Annotated in this window: 18 protein-coding genes; 8 read left to right on the top strand and 10 right to left on the bottom strand. The window is 70.4% G+C overall.

Annotation, left to right across the window (positions count from 1 at the left end; genetic code table 11):
* Positions 1-160 precede the first annotated feature (160 nt).
* Positions 161-739: a helix-turn-helix domain-containing protein gene (locus tag ACFXJ5_RS05095; RefSeq protein ID WP_384627021.1), complete on the bottom strand. Its 579-nt coding sequence runs from the start codon at positions 737-739 to the stop codon at positions 161-163.
* Positions 740-818: 79 nt separating this feature from the next.
* Between ACFXJ5_RS05095 and ACFXJ5_RS05090 the strand changes: the two genes are divergently transcribed.
* Positions 819-1,721, top strand: a complete 903-nt coding sequence (locus ACFXJ5_RS05090; protein ID WP_384627019.1) for a class I SAM-dependent methyltransferase — start codon at positions 819-821, stop codon at positions 1,719-1,721.
* A gap of 29 nt (positions 1,722-1,750) precedes the next feature.
* On the opposite strand, the gene ACFXJ5_RS05085 is transcribed toward ACFXJ5_RS05090, so the two are convergent.
* Positions 1,751-2,716, bottom strand: a complete 966-nt coding sequence (locus ACFXJ5_RS05085; RefSeq protein ID WP_384627017.1) for a zinc-binding alcohol dehydrogenase family protein — start codon at positions 2,714-2,716, stop codon at positions 1,751-1,753.
* A gap of 101 nt (positions 2,717-2,817) precedes the next feature.
* Between ACFXJ5_RS05085 and ACFXJ5_RS05080 the strand changes: the two genes are divergently transcribed.
* Positions 2,818-3,276 carry a MarR family winged helix-turn-helix transcriptional regulator gene (locus ACFXJ5_RS05080; protein ID WP_384627014.1) on the top strand — a complete coding sequence of 153 codons (459 nt, stop codon included), beginning with the start codon at positions 2,818-2,820 and terminating at the stop codon, positions 3,274-3,276.
* Positions 3,277-3,363: 87 nt separating this feature from the next.
* On the opposite strand, the gene ACFXJ5_RS05075 is transcribed toward ACFXJ5_RS05080, so the two are convergent.
* Positions 3,364-4,188, bottom strand: a complete 825-nt coding sequence (locus ACFXJ5_RS05075) for an SDR family oxidoreductase (protein WP_384627011.1) — start codon at positions 4,186-4,188, stop codon at positions 3,364-3,366.
* 229 nt (positions 4,189-4,417) lie between these two features.
* Here ACFXJ5_RS05075 and ACFXJ5_RS05070 point away from each other — a divergent pair, with 229 nt between their 5' ends.
* A complete protein-coding gene (locus ACFXJ5_RS05070; RefSeq protein WP_384627008.1) occupies positions 4,418-5,638 on the top strand; it encodes a PP2C family protein-serine/threonine phosphatase in 1,221 nt (406 codons plus the stop codon).
* A 94-nt stretch (positions 5,639-5,732) separates the two neighbouring features.
* Here ACFXJ5_RS05070 and ACFXJ5_RS05065 read toward each other — a convergent pair whose 3' ends face one another.
* From ACFXJ5_RS05065 to ACFXJ5_RS05045, 5 genes are all read right to left on the bottom strand, one after another.
* A complete protein-coding gene (locus ACFXJ5_RS05065; RefSeq protein WP_384627005.1) occupies positions 5,733-6,662 on the bottom strand; it encodes an oxygenase MpaB family protein in 930 nt (309 codons plus the stop codon).
* Positions 6,659-6,898: a hypothetical protein gene (locus ACFXJ5_RS05060; protein WP_384627003.1), complete on the bottom strand. Its 240-nt coding sequence runs from the start codon at positions 6,896-6,898 to the stop codon at positions 6,659-6,661. The genes ACFXJ5_RS05065 and ACFXJ5_RS05060 overlap by 4 nt, the downstream gene beginning before the upstream one ends.
* Before the next feature lie 85 nt (positions 6,899-6,983).
* Positions 6,984-8,093: an LLM class flavin-dependent oxidoreductase gene (locus ACFXJ5_RS05055; protein WP_384627000.1), complete on the bottom strand. Its 1,110-nt coding sequence runs from the start codon at positions 8,091-8,093 to the stop codon at positions 6,984-6,986.
* On the bottom strand, positions 8,090-8,923 hold the full coding sequence (thiM, locus tag ACFXJ5_RS05050) for a hydroxyethylthiazole kinase (protein WP_384626997.1): 834 nt from the start codon (positions 8,921-8,923) through the stop codon (positions 8,090-8,092). Before thiM ends, ACFXJ5_RS05055 begins: the two co-directional genes overlap by 4 nt.
* 73 nt (positions 8,924-8,996) lie before the next feature.
* Positions 8,997-9,920: a sulfurtransferase gene (locus ACFXJ5_RS05045; protein ID WP_384626994.1), complete on the bottom strand. Its 924-nt coding sequence runs from the start codon at positions 9,918-9,920 to the stop codon at positions 8,997-8,999.
* 107 nt (positions 9,921-10,027) lie between these two features.
* On the opposite strand from ACFXJ5_RS05045, the gene ACFXJ5_RS05040 reads away from it, so the two are divergent.
* The 4 genes from ACFXJ5_RS05040 (at position 10,028) to ACFXJ5_RS05025 (ending at position 16,412) form a co-directional block, all read left to right on the top strand.
* Entirely contained in the window at positions 10,028-10,696 is a 669-nt protein-coding gene (locus tag ACFXJ5_RS05040; RefSeq protein WP_384626991.1) for a GntR family transcriptional regulator, read from the top strand.
* Positions 10,697-10,892: 196 nt separating this feature from the next.
* On the top strand, positions 10,893-11,972 hold the full coding sequence (locus tag ACFXJ5_RS05035) for a PEP/pyruvate-binding domain-containing protein (RefSeq protein WP_384626989.1): 1,080 nt from the start codon (positions 10,893-10,895) through the stop codon (positions 11,970-11,972).
* 70 nt (positions 11,973-12,042) lie between these two features.
* Positions 12,043-13,944: a PEP-utilizing enzyme gene (locus ACFXJ5_RS05030; protein ID WP_384626986.1), complete on the top strand. Its 1,902-nt coding sequence runs from the start codon at positions 12,043-12,045 to the stop codon at positions 13,942-13,944.
* A gap of 8 nt (positions 13,945-13,952) precedes the next feature.
* Complete coding sequence (locus ACFXJ5_RS05025; protein ID WP_384626984.1) at positions 13,953-16,412, top strand: SpoIIE family protein phosphatase; 2,460 nt, start codon at positions 13,953-13,955, stop codon at positions 16,410-16,412.
* 409 nt (positions 16,413-16,821) lie between these two features.
* Here the strand turns inward: ACFXJ5_RS05025 and ACFXJ5_RS05020 are convergent, their stop codons facing one another.
* Positions 16,822-17,241 (bottom strand): hypothetical protein, encoded by a 420-nt coding sequence (locus tag ACFXJ5_RS05020; RefSeq protein WP_384626981.1) that lies wholly within the window; start codon positions 17,239-17,241, stop codon positions 16,822-16,824.
* An 8-nt stretch (positions 17,242-17,249) separates the two neighbouring features.
* Positions 17,250-17,546, bottom strand: coding sequence for a hypothetical protein (locus tag ACFXJ5_RS05015; RefSeq protein WP_384626979.1), 297 nt, complete (start codon positions 17,544-17,546; stop codon positions 17,250-17,252).
* A 276-nt stretch (positions 17,547-17,822) separates the two neighbouring features.
* Between ACFXJ5_RS05015 and ACFXJ5_RS05010 the strand changes: the two genes are divergently transcribed.
* The gene (locus tag ACFXJ5_RS05010) at positions 17,823-19,088 is read left to right on the top strand and encodes an IS256 family transposase (RefSeq protein WP_384626976.1); all 1,266 of its coding nucleotides are present in this window, start codon (positions 17,823-17,825) and stop codon (positions 19,086-19,088) included.
* Positions 19,089-19,465 lie beyond the last annotated feature (377 nt).

Raw genomic sequence — 19,465 nt, 5'->3', positions numbered from 1 at the left:
GGATCACCGGGTTTTCGGGCACGGATTTCGGATGTGGGAGGACGTGTGTCACCGCGAGTACGACGTCGTCATGGCCGCCGAGCTGATCGCCGATCGCTTCGAGGGACGGTGATGTCCCCGGGGCCGGGGCGGGGGATCCCGTGCCGGCACGCAAGCGGCACTAACGGGGCTTCGCCCGTACGTGCATGCGCTCACCCTGTCTCCCGAAGAGGCTCAGGATCTCGACGGGCTCCCGGCCCGCGCTGCTGAACCAGTGCGGCAGCCGGGTGTCGAACTCGGCGGCCTCGCCCGGCCCGAGCACGAGGTCGTGGTCCGCCAGCACCAGCCGCAGCCGGCCGTTCAGCACGTACAGCCACTCATAGCCCTCGTGGGTACGCGGGTCGGGTTCCGCACCACGGTCCGGGATGATCATCTTGAACGCCTGGAGCGGACCCGGACTCCGGGTGAGCGGCACCACGGTCCCACCCGGAGTCGTGCGCGGTGCCAGCCGCACCCGGGGGTCGCCCACCTCGGGTGCGCCGACCAGCTCGTCCAGTGGCACCTGATAGGCCCCGGCGAGCGGCAGCAGCAACTCCAGGCTGGGGCGGCGCTGCCCGGACTCCAGCCGGGACAGGGTGCTCTTGGAGATGCCGGTGGTCTCGGCGAGCGCGGCCAGGGTGATGCCGCGCTCGGCACGCAGCCGCTTGAGGCGGGGGCCGACCGCGGCGAGGACGGGTTCGTAGGCCGGTGACTGTTCCATGCCCCGCATTCCACCGCGTGTGTCCCGGAAACGGCAACACAAGTTGCCACGGCCGGGCACGGGGAGCACGCTGCCCGTCATGAGCGCACACAGCCGTTCCGGACACGGCCATGGATCCGGACACCACAACACCGACATCGACTGGGGTGCGATGGCCACCCGGTTGGAGAACAGCGGCGAGCTGCAGCTGCCCGTCCTCCGGCAGACCGCGGCCCGGCTGCGCGAGCTGCTCGGCCCGGACAAGGAGGTGCGGCGCATCCTCGACATCGGCAGCGGTCCCGGCGTGATGACCTGCGTACTCGCCGAGGCCTTCCCGGAGGCCCGGACGGTCGCCGTGGACGGCGCCGCCGCCCTGCTGGACCGGGCCACGGCCCGCGCCGAACGACTCGGCCTCGGCGCCCGGGTGACGACCCATCACGCCGAACTGCCCGAGGGCCTGGACGAGGACCTCGGCACGGCCGACCTCATCTGGAGCAGCCGGGCCGTGCACCACCTCGGCGACCAGCAGGGCGCGCTGGACGGGCTGGCGGGGGCGCTGCGCCCCGGTGGGCTGCTCGCGATCGCCGAGGGCGGGCTGCCGACGCGCTTCCTTCCCCGCGACATCGGCATCGGCAGGCCGGGGCTGCAGGCCCGGCTCGACGCCGCCTTGGAGGACTGGTTCGCGGCCATGCGCGCCGAGCTGCCCGGCAGCACCTCCGTCGTCGAGGACTGGCCGGCACTGCTCACCCGCGCCGGGCTCGCCCCCGCCGGCACCTTCAGCCTCCTCCTCGATCTGCCGGCGCCGCTCGACGGGCCGGCCCGCACCTATCTGCATGCCGAACTGAGCCGGCTGCGCGAGTCGATGGGCGAGCCTTTCGATGCCGAGGACCGCACGACGGTCGACCAACTCCTCGACGCCGAGGCGCCGGAGGGCATCCTGCGGCGGCCGGACGCCTTCCTGCTGTCCGCGACCACGGTGTTCACCGGCATGCGCCGCGCCTGAGAACGAGGTACCGGAACAGCAACAGGGGGTCACCTACCGGGGGTCAGCACGATGCGCCGGCCGGGGGCGGTGGGGGTGTTCCACGCCTGCTCGACCTGGGAGAGGGGAAGGGCGAGAGGGTCGACGGCCAGGGTGCCGGAGGTGATCTCCGTCGCGAGGGACGGCAGTTCGGCGAGGATTCCGGCGGTGGTGACCGAGCCCTGGCCGCTGCCCATGATCTGCAGGTTCGCCGCGCGCAGCAGGTAGGACGGCAGGGTGATGTCCGTTCCGGCCATGGAGCCGATCTGGATCCAGGCCAGCGGCTTGCTGCGCTCGGCGCGGGCGGTGAGCAGGGCGGGCATGGCGTGTTCGGCGGCCGGGCCCCACAGGTAGTCGATGACGACGTCCGCGTCGCCGGCGCTCTTGCCGAGGCGTTCGGCGACCTGCTCGGGGTCGCCCAGCAGGGAGACCGTCTCGTCCGCGCCCAGGCCGGGCAGGAGATCCAGGCGCTCGGGGTCCCGGCCGGCGGCCACGACGTGGGCGGCGCCGAGGTGCTTGGCGATCTGTACGGCGAGCTGTCCGGCGTTGCCGGTCGCGCCCAGGACCAGGACGCCGGCGCCGGGCCGGAGGGTGACGCGGCGGCGGAGGGCGACCCAGGAGGACATGCCGGGGTTCATCGCGGCGGCCACCGCGACCGGGTCGGTGTCCGGCGGCAGGGTGATGGCGCGGCGGCGGTCGACGACGGCCTGCTCGGCCATGGTGCCCAGGGCGGTGTCCGGGGCGACGAAGTAGAGCAGTTCCCCCTGCGGGGTGCGGCCGACCGCGTCGATGCCCGGGACCAGGGGCAGGACGCCGTCGGAGGTGTAGTGGGTGCCGTCGGCGCTGGAGCGCACCCGCGGGTGGAGACCGGCGGCCAGGACGTCCACCAGGACCTCGTGCTCCCCGCGGGGCCGGGGGGTGTCGATGGTGTCGAAGCGGGGCGGGGCGTCGAAGGAGCGGACGACGGCAGCGCGCATGGCTGGCCTCCTGGGCTCGGGCGGGAACGCGTATGGTTTGTGGCGCGTACTAATTCGACGGTAGTTTGTGCCACGTACCAAGTCAAGCGGAGGCGGCCACCATGACCCCCAGCCACACCCCGGAGTTCGCGGACGACCGGGGGCCCGACGAGCCGCAGGACACCGTGGACGCCCTGGTCCAGCTGTCGTTCCTGGTGCAGGGCGTCCTGGCGCGCATCGCGTCCGACCACGACCTCTCCCTCATCCAGGTCCGCCTCCTCGGCATCCTGCGCGACCGCCGGCCCGGCATGCTCGAACTCGCCCGCCACCTGGGCCTGGACAAGTCCTCCATGACCGGCCTGGTCACCCGCGCCGAGAAACGCGGCCTGGTCCAGCGCCTCCCCTCGCCCCACGACGGCCGCTCCGTCCTGGTCAGCCTCACCCCGCTCGGCCGGCAACTCACCGACCGGTGCACCGCCGAGATGGACCAGCAGATCGCCGCCCTGACCGCGTCACTGACTCCCGCCGAACACACCCAGATCCGCGTCCTGGCGGCAAAACTCCTGCACGCCGCCGGGTGACCGATCCCCGCGGATCCCTGAACGAACGCCGAGAGCCCGTCCGGTGCGCGGACGGGCTCTCGGCTCCAACAAGGCTCTTCGCTGCGCTCAGCCCTGCGCCAGTTCAGCCACCGACTGCCACTTCTCCCACGTCGCGAGACGTTGCTCGTAGTCGGCCTTCGCTATGCCCAGCGGCGCCGCACCGAAGAAGCACCGCAGCGGCGGCTCATCGGCATCCACGAGCTCCAGCACGGCTGCGGCGGACGCCTGCGGGTCACCCGGGGTGCCGACGCGCTGACGACGCTGCTCCTGTACCTGCTCGTGGAACTCGGCGTACGCCGGCAGCTGCGCGGACGTACTCGACGAGGAACCGGCCCAGTCGGTGGCGAACCCGCCGGGCTCGATCAGCGTGACCTTGACGCCGAACGGCGCCACCTCCTGGGCCAGCGACTGGCTGATCCCTTCGAGCGCCCACTTCGACGCGTGGTAGATGCCGACCAGCGGAAACGCGCTGATCCCACCGATCGAGGAGACCTGCAGGATGTGGCCGCTGCCCTGCTCACGCAGGAACGGCAGTGCCGCCTGGGTGACCCACAGCGCCCCGAACAGGTTGGTCTCCAGCTGCGCGCGGGCCTCCGCCTCGGTGAGCTCCTCCACCATCCCGAAGTGGCCGTATCCGGCATTGTTGACCACCACGTCGAGGCGCCCGAACCGCTCGTGTGCCTGCCGTACGGCGGCGAAGTCGGCGTCGCGGTCCGTGACGTCGAGTCGCAGCGGCAGGAACCGCTCTCCGTAGGTCGCGACAAGATCGTCCAACGTGGACAGATCGCGTGCCGTCCCGGCCACCGAGTCGCCGCGTTCCAGCGCCGCGATCGCCCACTCCCGCCCGAAGCCCCGTGAGGCACCGGTGATGAACCAGATCTTCTGTGTCATGGCGTGCTCCTCATCAAAGCCTGTTGCCTGCCAGCGAACACCCTGGAGTGCACTCCAAGGCAAGTGAGGAGCCTCGAAGATCGCCGCGACCATGGTCCGCAGCCAGGCCGACGTGATGACCATCACGTGAGATTCGGGTCATATAGCCGCATTGAAACGTTAGGCATAGTTTACGTAATTCCATCTGCGAACCGGCGTCCACGAGTCGCCTTTACGTAAGGACAGGGATATGGGTGTGCAGGTCAAGGGGCCGCCCATCGCGAGCCGAAGCACCACCGCCCGGTCGCTCGGACGGATGCGAGCCCCCCAATGGCTCCGCCGGCGGATGCAGGCGAAGGGCCAGTCGTTCGAGCCGGCGCAACTCACACCGCTGCTGGTGATCGCGCTGGTCGCGGTGACGGACATCCTCACCCCCCATCTGCAGTTCAACCGACTGCTCGGGGCGGCGCCGGCACTGGCAGCCGCCATGTACTGCGTGATGGGCACGCTGGGCATCGGGCTGCTGGCCCTGGCGGTCGGCTTCGCCCTCTCCGCCGTCAACCACGACCTGGGTCGGACACCGGGCCTCTTCACCCTGCTCGCGATCACGGCCATCACCCTGGCCGCCGCCTACGCCAGCCGCGTACGGCAGCAACGGGAGCGCACCCTCGCCCAGGTCCGCGCGGTGTCGGAGACCGCTCAGCAGGTACTGCTGCGCCCGCCCCCGCAGCACCTCGCGCACATCGACGTCGAGGTGCTCTACCAGGCTGCCGCCGCGCACGCCCGTATCGGCGGCGACTTCTACGAGGCGATGCAGACCCCGCACGGGGTGCGGCTGATCATCGGCGACGTGCGCGGCAAGGGACTTCCCGCCGTCGAGGCCGCATCGGTCATCCTCAGCACGTTCCGGGTGCACGCGCACGGCGCGCCCGACCTGCCGTCCCTGGCAGGCCTGCTGGAGACCGTCATGGGCCAGTACTGCCTGAACGTCCCCGACGGCGCGGTGGAACGCTTCGTCACCGTCGTGCTCGTCGAGATCCCCGCCGGGGAACCCGTCGCCCGCGTGCTCAACTGCGGGCACCCCGCGCCACTGCTGCTGCACCACGGCGACGTGCGCGAGGTGGAACCCAGCGCGCCGTCGCCACCCATCAACATGGCCGACCTCCTCGGCGACCACTACCAGGTCGACACCATCCCCTTCGCCACCGGCGACCGCCTGCTGCTCTACACCGACGGCGTCAGCGAGACCCGCGACCGCACCGGGACCTTCTACCCCCTCACCCAGCGCGTCCGCCCATGGGCCTCCGCCCCGCCCCGCCAACTCCTCGACCACCTCCACCAGGACCTGCGCACCTACGTCCACGGCGCCCGCGACGACGACCTCGCCGCCCTGGCCGCCCACCGCGTCACCCCGTGCGACCGGGAAACGCCGAAACCCGGACGTGCTGTCCCCCTCCAGCGCGGCCACTGACCTGTCGCGACGGTCCGTAGGAGTCCGGCAACGCAAGGGGAATCCCCGGTGACGCCGGGCTGAACGCGACGAACGCACAACGGGAGATCGAAAATTACCCGTCCGGTGCGTAGTGCTTGGGGTCGCCGCGGCGCTCGACCGGAGGCAGGTTCCGGCGCGGCGTCTCCACCGGCGGTACGGACAGTCCGCGGGCACGCCGCCAGGCGGCCCGGGCGCGCGGGTGATAGCGCCGCTCGAACGGCACCAGACGCCAGCCGAGCGCGACCGTACGGCCCAGCAGCCACAGCACGAGCGCGCTCCGCCGCGACCAGCGGTAGCCCAGCCTGGCCCGCACCGCCGACGGGTACATCCCGACGGTGAGCCACACGAAGGACCGCGTCAGCGGGAAGCGGATCACGCGCCATGTGGCGTCCGGCAGCCATCCCAGCGCGGGCGGCTTGCCGATACGCCGCAGGTCCAGCACGGCGCGGGTCGCCCGGTTGTCCTCCAGCACCTCGGCGCACATCCGGTCGAAGTACGCACAGAAGCCGCGCCAGTCCGCCGGGGCCGGACGGTCGCTCACCCCGTACAGCCGGTACCACTGGAGGCCCTCGGCGTAGAGCTGCTCCTTCTGCTCCTCCGTCAGCGGGCGGCCGAAGTGCCTGCAGACCAGCACCGGAACCATGACGAAGGTCGCGTGAGCCCAGAAGAAGGTGTCCGGGTCGAGCGCGTGGTACGGGCGGCCCTGGCGGTCCGTGCCCTTGATGCCGAGGTGGTAGTCGCGCACCGCGCGAGCGGTGCGGGCGGCGTCGGGGCCGTCGTACACCACCCCGGCGATCGGGTAGAGCGAGCGGAACAGCCGCTCCCAGCGCTCGTCGAAGAACCGCGAGTGCTCCTCCACCCCGGCTCCGAGACCGGGGTGCATGTTCTGCATCGACCCGGCCCACAGGCTCACCAACAGGCCACGCCAGTCACTGAAGTACCGCCACGCCAGCGACGAGGGGCCGAGCGGTTCGGACGCCGACCGATCGCTATGCACGGTCACGGGGCGTCCTGCGCGTACTCCGGCCGGATCACCTTGACGGCGGCTGAGCCCCGCGCACCGGTGGCGTCCCGGCCCAGACAGACCCGGCCCATACCGCCGCGCCCGAGCACCGACACCGTAAGGTACGGGCCGACCCGCCGGGGGTCGCCCTCCCGCAACGGGGTCGGCGGCGGTGGTTCCGTACCAGCCGCCGCGTAGGCCATCGCATGGGGTCCGACGCGGTCGTGGTCTGGCATGGGATCCCGGTTTTCTCGCGGGCGGTGTGAGCGCGAGGGTAGCGTAGCGGCCCTTTGTGACAAGGGAGTTGGGCTGAGGTGCTGGTCAGCCGATCTCGTCGAAGCGCGGGACGAGGTGTTCCGCGACCAGCTCCGCCTCCTCGGCCAGGGGCCAGCCGGCGAGGATCAGGGCGGACAGGCCGGTCTGCTTGCGCAGTTCGGCGACGGTGGTGGTGATGTCGTCCGGCTCGCCGACGTAGTAGACCGCGGAGGATCCCGTGGCGAAGATGTCGAGCGGTGACCAGGCCGTGATTCCGGCGTAGAGACCGTGTCCCAGGTAGAGGTCCTCGGGCTCGGGGAGGCGGCCGGAGAGGATGGTGTCGACCCAGCCCTGGTGCTGGGCGTCGCGGGCGGTGAAGGTCTTGAGGTCCTGCGCGCCGTGGGTGCGTCGGCGAACCGCCTGGTCGAGGACGTCGGTGAGGCGGTCGATGCCGGTCTCCTCGAAGAGCGAGCGGAAGCGGTCGAGTGCTTCGCGTTTCGTCGGCCGTACGACGACGCCTGCCAGGGCGCCGAAGTCGCTCAGCTCGCGGCCGTGCGCGCGGGCGGAGTCGCGCGCGGCCTGGAACTTCTCGCCGAGGAAGGCGGGTTCGCGCATCATCGTGAGGTAGGTGTCGAGGACCTGCCCCGAGCTGGCGAGCCCGGCGGCCGAGTCGCCCGCGCCCCATACGGGGATGCCGGAGGCCTGGGTCGGCTCCATGCGCAGCGGGGTGTTGGGGAAGTTGGAGTCCGCGCCGGCGAGGTAGTGCTCGCGGAACTCGCTCCAGTACTCCCGGCCGAGCGCGTATCGCTCGTCGTGCTCGGTGCTCATGTCGTACTTGGTGAGGATGTTGTCGCGCCCGTTGACCGAGTTGATGAGCAGCCGTCCGCCGCTCAACGCGTCGAAGGCCAGGGCCTTTTCGGCCAGGAGCCGGGCGGGGATCATCCGGGCGTAGACCGCGACCAGGAACTTCATCGAGGTCGTGTGCGCGGCGGCGAAGCTCGCCGAGACGAACGGGTCGTTCGGCCACGTGGCGACCAGCGCGCCGAAGAAGCCGCCCTGGTCGATGGTCCGCGCCAGTTCGATGTACCGCTCGCTGCTGAACGGGTACAGGCCGCCGGGGCTCCACGGGTACTCGCCGTCGGCCGGGGTGAGGTACCAGAGGGTCTTGATGCTCATGAATGGGCTTCCACGCGTCCGTGCTTGCGGATGTCGTCGGGGTCCACGGCCGCCAGGGCGTCAAGGAACGCGGGTACGAAGGAGCCAGGGCCCTGCGCGTTGCGTTCGGCGATCTCGGAGGCGACCGCGAAGTGGGTGTGGGCCGCGACCAGGCCGGTGAAGGCGTCGGGTGCCACCGCGATGTACGCGGCCGACAGCGCGCCCAGGGAGCACCCGGTCGCGGTGACCTTCGGCAGAAGATCGCTGCCGCCCAGGACCCGGACCGTCCCGGTGTCGCCGGCGGCGGTGCGTCCGACGACGTAGTCCACCGGCCCCGAGGCGGAGACGGTCTCGCTCACCGCGAGCAGCGCGAGGGCGGCGGGCACGGCGTCGGCGGCGTCGGAGGCGCTGTCGACGCCGCGGGTGTCGCCGCCGAGGCCCGCGACGGCGGTGATCTCCGAGGCGTTGCCCCGGATCGCGGTCGGCCGGAAGTCCAGCAGGCCGGCCGCGAGTTCGGTCCGCCAGGGCAGGCCACCGACGCCGACCGGGTCGAGGACCCAGGGGCGGCCCGCGTCGTGTGCGGCCCGCGCGGCCTCGGTGAACGCCTCGGCCTGGCCGTCGGTGGGCGTACCCAGATTGACCAGGACGGCGTCGGCGATCTTGGCGAAGAACGCCGCCTCGTGATGGTTGTCGATGACGGCGTTGGTGGCACCGGACGCGAGCAGCACGTTGGTGAGGAAGTTCGCCGACACGATGTTGGTCAGGGACTGCACCAGCGGGACACGGGAGCGCAGCTCTTCGAGGGCGGCTGCGGCGGTGTCGGCGGTCGGGAGAGCAGGGGAGGCTGTCATGGGGAGGCCTTTCGGACGGTGCGTGACGCTACGGAGGTCTACGGGCAGGGCATCTACGGACATCTACGGGCATCTACGGGAGCGGCGTGGCACTCTGCCCCGGACATCGGTGGCCCGTGGCGACCGGGAGGGACAGGTCGGCGGTCCACTCCTCCAGCGAGCCGTCGTAGATCTTGACGTCCTGGCGGCCGTTCAGCGTCAGCGCCAGCGCCGTCAGGCTTGCCGAGATCCCGCCCCCGCAGTAGATGACGACCGGGGATTCCGCCTCCGCGAGTGCGGCGGCGGTCAGCTCCGACACCTGCCGGTCCGGGACAAGGGTCCGGTCGGCGCCCAGCAGGTCGCGGGCCGGCAGATTCAGGCTGCCCGGAATGTGGCCCCGCCGCGTGTACCGGGTCGGCTCCGTGCCCGCGAACTGCCCCACGCCCAGCGCGCACACGAGGCTGCCCGGGCGCAGGCCGAGGCTGATCTCACGTACTTCCTGCTTGTCCGCCCACAGCCCGAGTTCCCCGGCCGGCCCGGGTAGCGGCTCCGCCGCCCCGCTCCGTACGGGCTGCGCCTGCGGCTCGCCGCGCTCCACGGCCTGACCGTCGCCGAGCCACTTCGCCAGGCCGCCGTCGAGGATTCGTGCCTCGACCCCCACGTTGCGCAGCATCCACCACGCCCGTGCCGCCCAGTGCATCGCCCCGTCGTCGTACAGCACGATCCGCGTCCCGGCCCCGGCGCCGAGCCGCGTCAGCCCGTCCCGTACGGCCTCCGGCCTGGGACGGCCGAAGTGGTACGGGGCCCGCTCGTCCACGAATTCCGTCAGCAGGTCGACATGGACCGAGCCCGGAATCCGCTGCGCCCGCCACTGACCGGCACCCGACTCGGCGCGGTAGTCCCCGTCGTACGCCGGAGAGGCCAGCCGCACCGTGACGTCGATGACGGCGAGTTGCTCCTCGCCGCCCAGCCGGGAAGCCAGCTCGGCGGGGGAGATGAGCACTCCGGCGCGGTCCACGATTCCTCCTCCTGCTCCTGCGCGACGACAAGCGTCGACGTGCGTATACGCAAATGTACGCGCTGATAGGCTGGGCAGGTCAAGTGATGACGGAGCGAGGGGAGCCCATGGCAGCGGAGAAGCCGGTCGCGCAGTACGACGCGGCCGAGCAGTCCGAGCAGGCGTCCGGCCACTACTGGCGGCTGCGCCAGGACATCCTCGACGGCAGGTTCCCCAAGGGCGCGCCCCTGCTGGAGACCTCGCTCAGCACCCAGTACGGCACCTCGCGCACCCCGATCCGCGAAGCCCTCAATCTCCTGGAGCACGACGGCCTCCTCGAACGCGCTGCGCGCGGCTACCGGGTGCGCTCCGGCACCCCCGAGGACATCGTCGAGATCTACGAGGCACGCATCGCCCTCGAATCCGAGGCCGCTGCCGCCGCCGCACTCCGGCACACCCACCTCGACATCGCGCGGCTCCAGCACCTTCACGAGAGTTGCTGTCAGGCGACCGACGACACCGAGGCACGGGCGGGCAACTTCCGCTTCCACGAAGCTCTTTGGCGCGCCGCCCACAACTCCACCATCGCCGGGCTGCTCGTCAAGCTCACCACCCAGCTCCGGATCTACGACAGCGGACCCCCGGCGTCCTTCGGGGACCTCGACCTGCTCAGCGCCGAGCACGAACGGATCCTCCAGGCTCTCCGCGAGCGCTCGGCGGAGACGGCGCGCTCCGAAATGCGCGCGCATCTGCAGCGCAGCCTCGAGCAGCGCATCCGTTCGTTCGTCAGCGACTGAGCCCCGACCGGAAACCGGGCCGGGGCCCGTGAGCGGGCTTGTTCCGCACCCCCGGTCCACGTCCGGGCGGCCTTCCGCGTGCCGTCGCGACCTGCTTTGCTGGTGATATGAGCAGGGCATTCGGTGCCGGGGTGGCGGGTTGCCCGGGCCCGTCGGCCCATCGCCCGTGGGGTGCGTCGGCGGGGCGGGCCGGACCATGACCGGCCGGTACGTCATCGCATTCGACGCCCCTGCTGATGCCGCCGTGAGCCGGGTCGGGGGCAAGTGCGCCGGCCTGCTGGCGATGACCCGCGCGGGCTGCCCCGTGCCTCCTGGGTTCGTCGTGACCACGGACGCCTTTGAGGCACTGCTCGCCGGCGCCGGTCTGCGCAGGTGTGTCGACGCCGTCCTCGCCGGGCTCGATGTCACCGACCCGGGCGGCACCGAGGTGGCCGGCGCCCAGATCCGCCGCTTGGTGGGCGGGCAGCCGGTGCCACCGGGGGTCGCGGCAGCCGTCGAGGGCGCGTACGGCTCCCTCTGCGAGGAGGTCGGCGAACGGGAGGCGGCGGTGGCCGTCCGTTCCAGCGCGCCGACGGAGGATCTGCCGGGTGCGAGTTTCGCCGGACAGTACGACACCTACCTGGCGGTCCGGGGAGCGGACGCCGTCCTCGATGCCGTACGGCGTTGCTGGGCGAGCCTGTGGACCGCCCGCGCGATCACCTATCGCGCCGCCAACGCCGTGCCCGAGGATGGGCTGAAGATGGCGGTCGGCGTACAGAAGATGGTCGACGCGCGCTCTGCCGGTGTGGCCATGACCGTGAACCCGGCCGACGGCGACCGCTCGAAGATCGTCATCGACGCCGGATGGGGCCTCGGGGCTCCGGTGGTGTCCGGGGAGGTGACCCCTGACAACTACGTGGTGGACAAGGTACTGCTCGTCGCCGTACGCACGACCGTGTCGCCGAAGGAGTACGAGCTCGTCGCCGCCCCGGGCGGCCGGGGACTCGTCCGCAGCGGCGTCGAGGAGGGCCGCCGCCGGGTGGCGTGCCTGGCGCCCGGCGAGGTCGCCGCGGTCGCCCGGCTGGCCAAGGAGGTCGAGCGCCACTACGGCTTCCCGCAGGACATCGAGTGGGCCATCGACCGTGTGCCGTCCGCGCCCGGAGGCGTCCTTCTGCTCCAGGCACGGGCCGAGACGGTCTGGAGCCGCAGGCCGGGGAGGCCCAGCGGAGTAAGAGAGGGAGCGGGCGTCGGGAGCATCGCCGACACCATGCTCGGCCTGGGGAACCTGCCGACCTGAACCTGCCGACCCGAACATCCCGACCCGAGCCCGACGCCCCGAGCCCGCCGACGAAGGAAGGGACCGTGCCATGGAGACGGAGTCGCGTACGACCTTCCCCAGCCCCTACGAGCTGCCGGTTCCCGCCGGAGCCGAGGGCTGGGAGGGCCTCTACCCGTACCACGTGCTCTTCCAGGCCGGCCGACGAGAGGCGGAGGAGGCGAAGTTCTGGTTCTGCGACAGCCAGCACTGGCCCCACGTGCTCAAACCCTTCGAGACGATCACGCCCGAGTTCGCGGCGAAGTGCCTGGGCCAGTACAACACCCGGCACTTCATGGTGCCGCCCGCGTACGGCATCGAGTCCCGCGTCGTCCAGGGCTACGTCTACCTGAGCCCGGTCGCCGCACCCGAGAGCGAGGTCGCGGCGCGCGTTCCGCAGTTCCTCAAGCGCGCGGGCTACTACTTCGAGCACTGGGACCCGCTGCTGGAGAACTGGAAGCGCAAGGTCCTCGACACGATCCGGGACATGGAGGCGATCCGGTTCACCGACCTCCCGGACGCCCAGCCGTACGAGGAGATCGAGGCGGGCATCGGGCTGGACGCGACCGACGCCCTGCTCGGCGGGTACGACCGGCTCATCGCCCTGTGCCACCGGGCCTGGCAGTACCACTTCGAGTTCCTCAACCTTGGCTACGCGGCCTACCTGGACTTCTTCCAGGCATCCAAGCAGTGGTTCCCCGACATACCGGACCAGGGCACCGCGACGATGGTCCAGGGCGTGGACATGGAGCTCTTCCGCCCGGACGACGAGCTGAAGCGGCTGGCGAAGCTCGCCGTCGAACTGGACCTCGACGCAGCACTGACCGTCCCCGGCCCCGGCCCGCACACCCTCGCCGCCCTGGCCGGGCGGCCGCAGGGCCGCACCTGGCTCGACGCCTGGCACGCCGCCCGCGACCCGTGGTTCAACTTCACCTCCGGCAACGGCCTCTACAGCGACGACACCTACTGGAGGGACACCCTGTCCCTGCCCCTGGCGTACATCCGCGACTACATCCTGCGGTTGCGGCGGGGCGAGACCATCGACCGGCACGTGGCCGAACTCGTCGCCGAGCGCGACCGGATCACCGGCGAGTACGCCGATCTGCTCGATCCGGACGAGCGGGCGACCTTCATGGCCAAGGCCGAACTCGCCCGCCAGGTCTACCCGTACGTGGAGAACCACAACTTCTACATCGAGCACTGGGCCATGGGCGTCTTCTGGCGGAAGGCGCGGGAGCTGTCCGCGCTGCTCCACCGGGCCGGTTTCTGGCCCGGCGAGAACGACATGTTCTACCTCACGCGCGGGGAGGTCCGCGAGGCGCTGTTCGACTACGCCTCCGGCTGGGCCGTCGGTGTCGCCCCCGCCGGCCCCGACCACTGGCCGCCCGAGATCGAACGTCGGCGCCGGATCGTGGACGCCCTCGCCCGCCGACGCCCCGAACCCGCACTCAACCGGCCCCCGGCCAAGGTCACCGAACCGTTCAGCATCATGCTCTGGGGCATCACCAGCGAACGGCTCAGGTCCTGGCTGAGCGACCCCGCCGCCGCCGACGCCGACGCCACCGCCACCGCCACCGCCACCGGCGACCTGACCGGTATGGCCGCCTCGCCGGGGACCGCCGACGGCACGGCACGTGTCGTCCACCATCCGGACGAGCTGGATCTCGTACGGGAAGGGGAGATCATCGTCGCCCCGGTCACCGCACCGAGCTGGGCCCCCGTGTTCGGCAGGATCCGTGCGGCGGTCACCGACATAGGCGGGGTGATGTCGCACGCTGCCATCGTCTGCCGCGAGTACTCCCTGCCTGCCGTCACCGGGACGGGCTCGGCGTCCACGCGCATCAGGACGGGCCAGCGCATCCGCGTGGACGGGACCGCCGGCACCGTCACCCTCCTCGACCGACCGGAAATCGCGGTGCATCGGCCGGTGGGTACCCGCAGCCGTTCAACTTGATTACGTGCATGTTCCGCACCACGCTTGACGCCATGGAGACGTACGGCCCTTCTCCGCCGGACAGGGGCGGTGATCGTTCCAGCGGCCCGCTCCTCGGCCTGGTCACGACCGACCGGCGGGGAGCCGTCACCGGGTGGACCCCGGGAGCGGAACGCCTCCTGGGCCACACGGTCGCGGACGCAGTCGGGCAGCCGGTGACGGAACTGCTGGACATACCGGATCTGCCCTCCGCCGACGGTCCGGCCGGCCGCGAGGAGCGCCACGCGGTTCTTCCGGTCCGTCACAAGGACGGCCGCCTGCTGGTACTGCCCGTCTCCCGTTGTCCCCTGGCGTCCGACGCAGGCGTATCCGGCTCGGTCCTGGTGATCGGCCCGCCGCCGGACCCGACCGCGCGCCGGGAAGCGCAGGCACTGTCCGGATGGCTGCTCGCGGATTCGCCGATCGCCCTGTCGGTCTACGACACGGATCTGCGCCATGTGTGGCAGAGCGCCGAGATGCGCCGCATGAGCGGAATATCCGACGAGGCGCGGCGCGGGCTCCGGCTGACGGACATCCTGGCCGGTCCGGAGGCCGTGGAATGGGAGGGGCGGATGCGCCGGGTCCTCACCACCGGCGAGGAACAGGTCAGTGATCTGCGGGTCCGCATTCCGGGGGACGCCCACTCCAGTGTCACCAGCGTCTCCGCGACACCGTTGCGTGACGATCGGGGGCAGACGCTCGGGCTCTGCGTCACCGCGACCGATGTGACCGAGGCCCGCCGTTCCCGGGATCGGCTGGCCCTGCTGAACGACGCCGGCATCTGCATCGGCAGCACGCTCGACGTGACACGCACCGGGCGGGAACTGACGGAGGTGGCCGTACCCCGGCTTTCCGACTTTGCCCGCGTCGATCTGCTGGAAGTCCTGCTCAGAGGGGACGAGCCCGCTCCGGGACCACTCGTCGGCGCTGTCCGGCTGCGCCGGATCGCCGAGCTGAACGTGTTCGAGGGGGTCCCGGAGGTGTTGTCCGCCGCGACCGACGCCGATGTCTACCTGGCGAGCTCGCCCGCAGCCCTCTGCCTGGCCACCGGCCGTACCGCGCTGTACCGGACCACGGACCCGGTCATCAGCTCGTGGCTGGCCGAGGACCCGGTCCGGCAGGGGAAGGTCGACCGGCTCGGAACGCACTCCTGGCTCCTCGTTCCGGTCACGGCCAGGGGGACCACGCTGGGCGTGGTGATGTTCGTCCGCAACCGGACCACCCCGGAGCCCTTCGCCCCCGAGGACATCTCCCTGGCCGAGGACCTGGTGGGCCGGGCCGCCATCTGCCTCGACAACGCGCGCCGCTTCACCCGCGAGCGTACGGCGGCACTCGCGCTGCAGCGCAGTCTGCTGCCGCAGCGGCTGCCGGAGCAGTCAGCGGTGCAGGTCGCCTCGCGCTACCTGCCCGCGACGCCCCGCGCGGGCGTGGGCGGCGACTGGTTCGACGTGATCGGGCTCTCCGGCGCCCGGGTCGGACTGGTGGTCGGCGACGTGGTCGGACACGGCATCCACGCGGCCGCCGCGATGGGCAGGCTGCGTACCGCCGTACGCACCCTCGCCGATGTCGACCCGACCCCCGACGAACTGCTCACCCGGCTCGACGACCTCGTCATCCAACTGTCGGAGGAATCCGGCACCGAAGACGAGGCCGGAGCGGACGCGGACATCGGCGCCACCTGCCTGTACGCGGTGTACGACCCGGTGACCGGGCGCTGCTCCCTGGCTCGCGCCGGCCATCCGGCACCGGTCCTGGTCAGCCCGGACGGAACCGCCGAATTCCTGGAACTGCCCGCCGGCCCGCCGCTCGGCCTCGGCGGTCTGCCGTTCGAGTCCGTCGAGGTGCCCCTGCCCGAGGGCAGCCTGCTCGCCCTCTACACCGACGGCCTCGTCGAGTCACGCCACCGTGACCTGGACGTCGGCCTTGAGACACTGCGCCGGGCGCTGATCACACCGGCCGACTCGCTGGAAGCCCTGTGCGACCACGCCGTGAAGACACTGCTCCCCGACGGCCCCGCCGACGACGCCGCTCTGCTGCTGGTCCGCCCCCGGATCCTGGACCCCGGTCGCGTTGCCGTGTGGGATGTGCCGGTGGATGCCGCTGCCGTGGCGCAGGTTCGTGCGGAGAGCACCCGCAGACTCGACGCCTGGGGTCTGGGCGAGGCGGGCTTTGTCACCGAACTGGTGGTCAGCGAGCTGGTGACGAATGCCATTCGGTACGGCGTTTCACCGATCCAGATGCGGCTGATCCATGACCGCGCACTCATCTGCGAGGTCTCCGACGCCAGCAGCACCGCACCGCACATGCGGCGGGCGCGAGTCTTCGACGAGGGCGGCCGGGGTCTGCTGCTGGTCGCCCAGCTCACCCAGCGCTGGGGGACCCGGCAGACCAAAGCGGGCAAGACGATCTGGTGCGAGCAGACGCTGCCCGCAGCCGCCATGCCCTTGTGACCCGGGCAGCGACTCACGAGCGTCCTGCCGTCCACCGCCACCAGGGTCGCCCCCCTCGTCCTCCCGGGCCCCACTCACCGAGGCGCCCCCTACGCCGCGGCAGCTCCCCTGGCCGGCTCAGGCGATCAGCAACCTCGCGGCCGTTCTCGAAGCGAAGGGCCGCGCCATCGACGAGTAGCTCCGACACGGCCGAAGCTCCGGCGCGACGGAACGAAAAAACGGCCGCCTGCCCCGGCAGGGCGTGCCCCCCGTGGTGGGAGCTGACCGCCTGGTGGACGAGGAACTCGGGCGTTCGCGTGCTGCCCGCAGCGCCGCCCGGCGGACTCCGTCGCCAACTCAGAGCGTCCCGGTTCGCCCCGCTCGAAGCGGGAGACGTTCTGCATCACCTTCCGGGACGGTATTGAGTCAGTCAAAGAGGATCGCTGAACGGATCCCGCCCGGCCCAGTCAAAAGAATCCAGGGCTCCATCGGATTTCTTTACGACTCGGATACCGGAATCTGGAAGTCGGAAGACTTCCCGTACCCACCCATCCATGGCGAATGCCGCAACTTCGGAGCGGTAGTCACTCAGCGGGTATGACAGATTGCGAATAGAAATAAGCAGGCCGTCGGGATGTGCAAGTGATAGCTGCTCGGAATGAAGTGACAGACCGAAGCAGAGCCATGCCAAGTCTTTCCAGTGCGTGCCGTCGGGCGGAGAAAGCCATACTTTTCGATAAATCTGTACAGTGTCCGCGGGGCGGCTGTTCATCACAAGCTTCTCGGCGGTCAAATCGGCGGCCAGCCCACCCGGCGACAGGCGCTCTCGGAACTTGAAAGTGTATTCCATTACCGATCTCAGTTCGCGAATTTCAGCTTGTGGAAAACGGATTTGGCGAAGTAGTGTTCGTGGCCCATGCCCGTGCGGTCCTTCACGTATTCGTAATCATGCGGCTCCCCGGCTCCGTACAGGCGACTGTGACGCTCCATGAAGGCGTCCGCCTCGCCGGGGCTCATTGCGACCACATCGGCTTTCTTCAGGCTTGAGAAGTCGCTGTCCGAGACATGGAACGTAAGTATATCGACGTCAGTCCCGCGACCACGCAGGCGCTCCGCATAGGCCTCTGCCTCTTCTCTGGTCGCCCAGGAGTACACACCCTCACCGTACTGTCCCCGAGTATCCTCGGGGGGCCAGGGTTCACCGCCCGCGCGAAGCCGTGCAGCGTCCTCCGGACTTTGCACGGTATGGAATTCATGGCATGACGCGAGACCAAGAGGATCCATCCATGTGTGGGGATTACTGACATAGGTAGCGGGATTTGGGGCCGGCTGGAGGCCCAGCGGATCCGGGGGGGACTGTCCTAAAGATTGTGTATGCCCCGGTGTGACCCGGATGGCATGAGACGTGGTCTCTGCCGGGAAGGATCACGCATGGGGATCAAGGACGAGCACCCCCGCAAGAATGCGAACATCGTACGAACGGGGGCGGAGTTGGCGAGAGCGGCTCAGCTGGACCGGGACCTGGCCGAGCAGTTGATCGAGCGGGCCCGTCGCGAGGGACTGAACCTGGTCGGCGAGGGCGGCCTGCTGTCCGGGCTGGTCAAACTGGTCCTGGAAGGCGCCCTGGAGGCCGAGATGACCGAGCATCTCGGCTACGAGAAAGGCGATGCGGCCGGCGCGGGATCAGGCAACTCCCGCAACGGAACCTCACGCAAGACGGTGCTGACGGACGTGGGGTCGGTGGAACTGGACATCCCACGGGACCGGGCCGGATCCTTCACCCCGGCCTTCGACGCCGCGATCCTGTCGCTGTATGCCAAGGGGCTCACGACCGGGGAGATCCAGGCCCACCTGGCGGAGATCTACGACGTGGACGTCTCGCGGGACCTGATCTCCCGGGCCACCGACAAGGTCAGCGAGGAACTGGACGCCTGGCGCAACCGCCCTCTGGACGCCGTCTACGCGGTCGTCATGATCGACGCCATCGTGGTGAAGATCCGCGACGGCGCGGTCGCCAACCGCCCGGTCTACGTCGCCGTCGGGATCAACCTCGACGGCGAGCGGGACGTGCTGGGAATGTGGGTCGGCACCGGCGGCGAGGGCGCCAAGACCTGGATGACCTGGCTCGCGGAGCTGAAGAACCGCGGCGTCCAGGACGTCCTGATCGCCTGCTGCGACGGCCTGAAGGGCTTGCCGGAGTCCATCGGCAACATCTGGCCCATGGCCGACATCCAACTCTGCGTCGTCCACATGGTCCGCGCCAGCCTGAAGTACGCCTCCACCAAGCACTGGGCCCAGATCGCCAAGGAACTGCGCACCGTCTACACCGCCCCGACCGCCGACGCCGCCGAGGCGAGGTTCGCCGAGTTCGAGGACGTCTGGGGCGCCAAATACCCGGCCCTGATCGCGGTCTGGCGGCGCAGTTGGGAACACTTCGTGATGTTCCTGCGCTTCCCACCCGAGATCAGAAAGATCGTCTACACGACCAACATGATCGAGAGCCTCAACTCCCGCTTCCGCCAGGCCACCCGCCGACGCGGCCACTTCCCCGACGAGAACTCCGCCCTCAAGGTCCTCTACCTGGTCATCCGCGACCGACAGCCCAACAAACCCAACGCCACTGGCCGGACCCGCAATTGGAAGGAAGCCATCAACACCCTCGCCGGCTACTACGGCGACCGCGTCACCGACTACTGACACCAACCCTCACACCGGGCATACACAAAGAAAAAGACACTCCCGGCCTTAAGTACCGGAGCGGGTGACGGGAATCGAACCCGCGCTCTGAGCTTGGGAATCACCGGTCTTTCGGGCCTGGATGTGACCCTGAGCTGCGGAAACGACTGCATGCGCATGGCTGCGCGACGTTTCACGCTGACCGCTGTTGACCGTGGTGCTCCGCCCTATCTGGCAAGGGATCTGGCACGGCGCCACGCGACGAGCCTCCCTCTGAGTCCGGGGCGAGCGCCGCAGGCTGTGCGGCGCGGCCGACTCTTTTCCCACTTCCTCGTACTCGCCTGTTGCCGCCGGATGGAAGGGGCGGGAATCGAAGCCCTTCCTCCGCCGCACAGCGA

The sequence above is a fragment of the Streptomyces sp. NPDC059373 genome (assembly GCF_042751495.1).
GTDB lineage: Bacteria > Actinomycetota > Actinomycetes > Streptomycetales > Streptomycetaceae > Actinacidiphila.
This window is presented reverse-complemented; position numbering and strand designations above follow the sequence as displayed.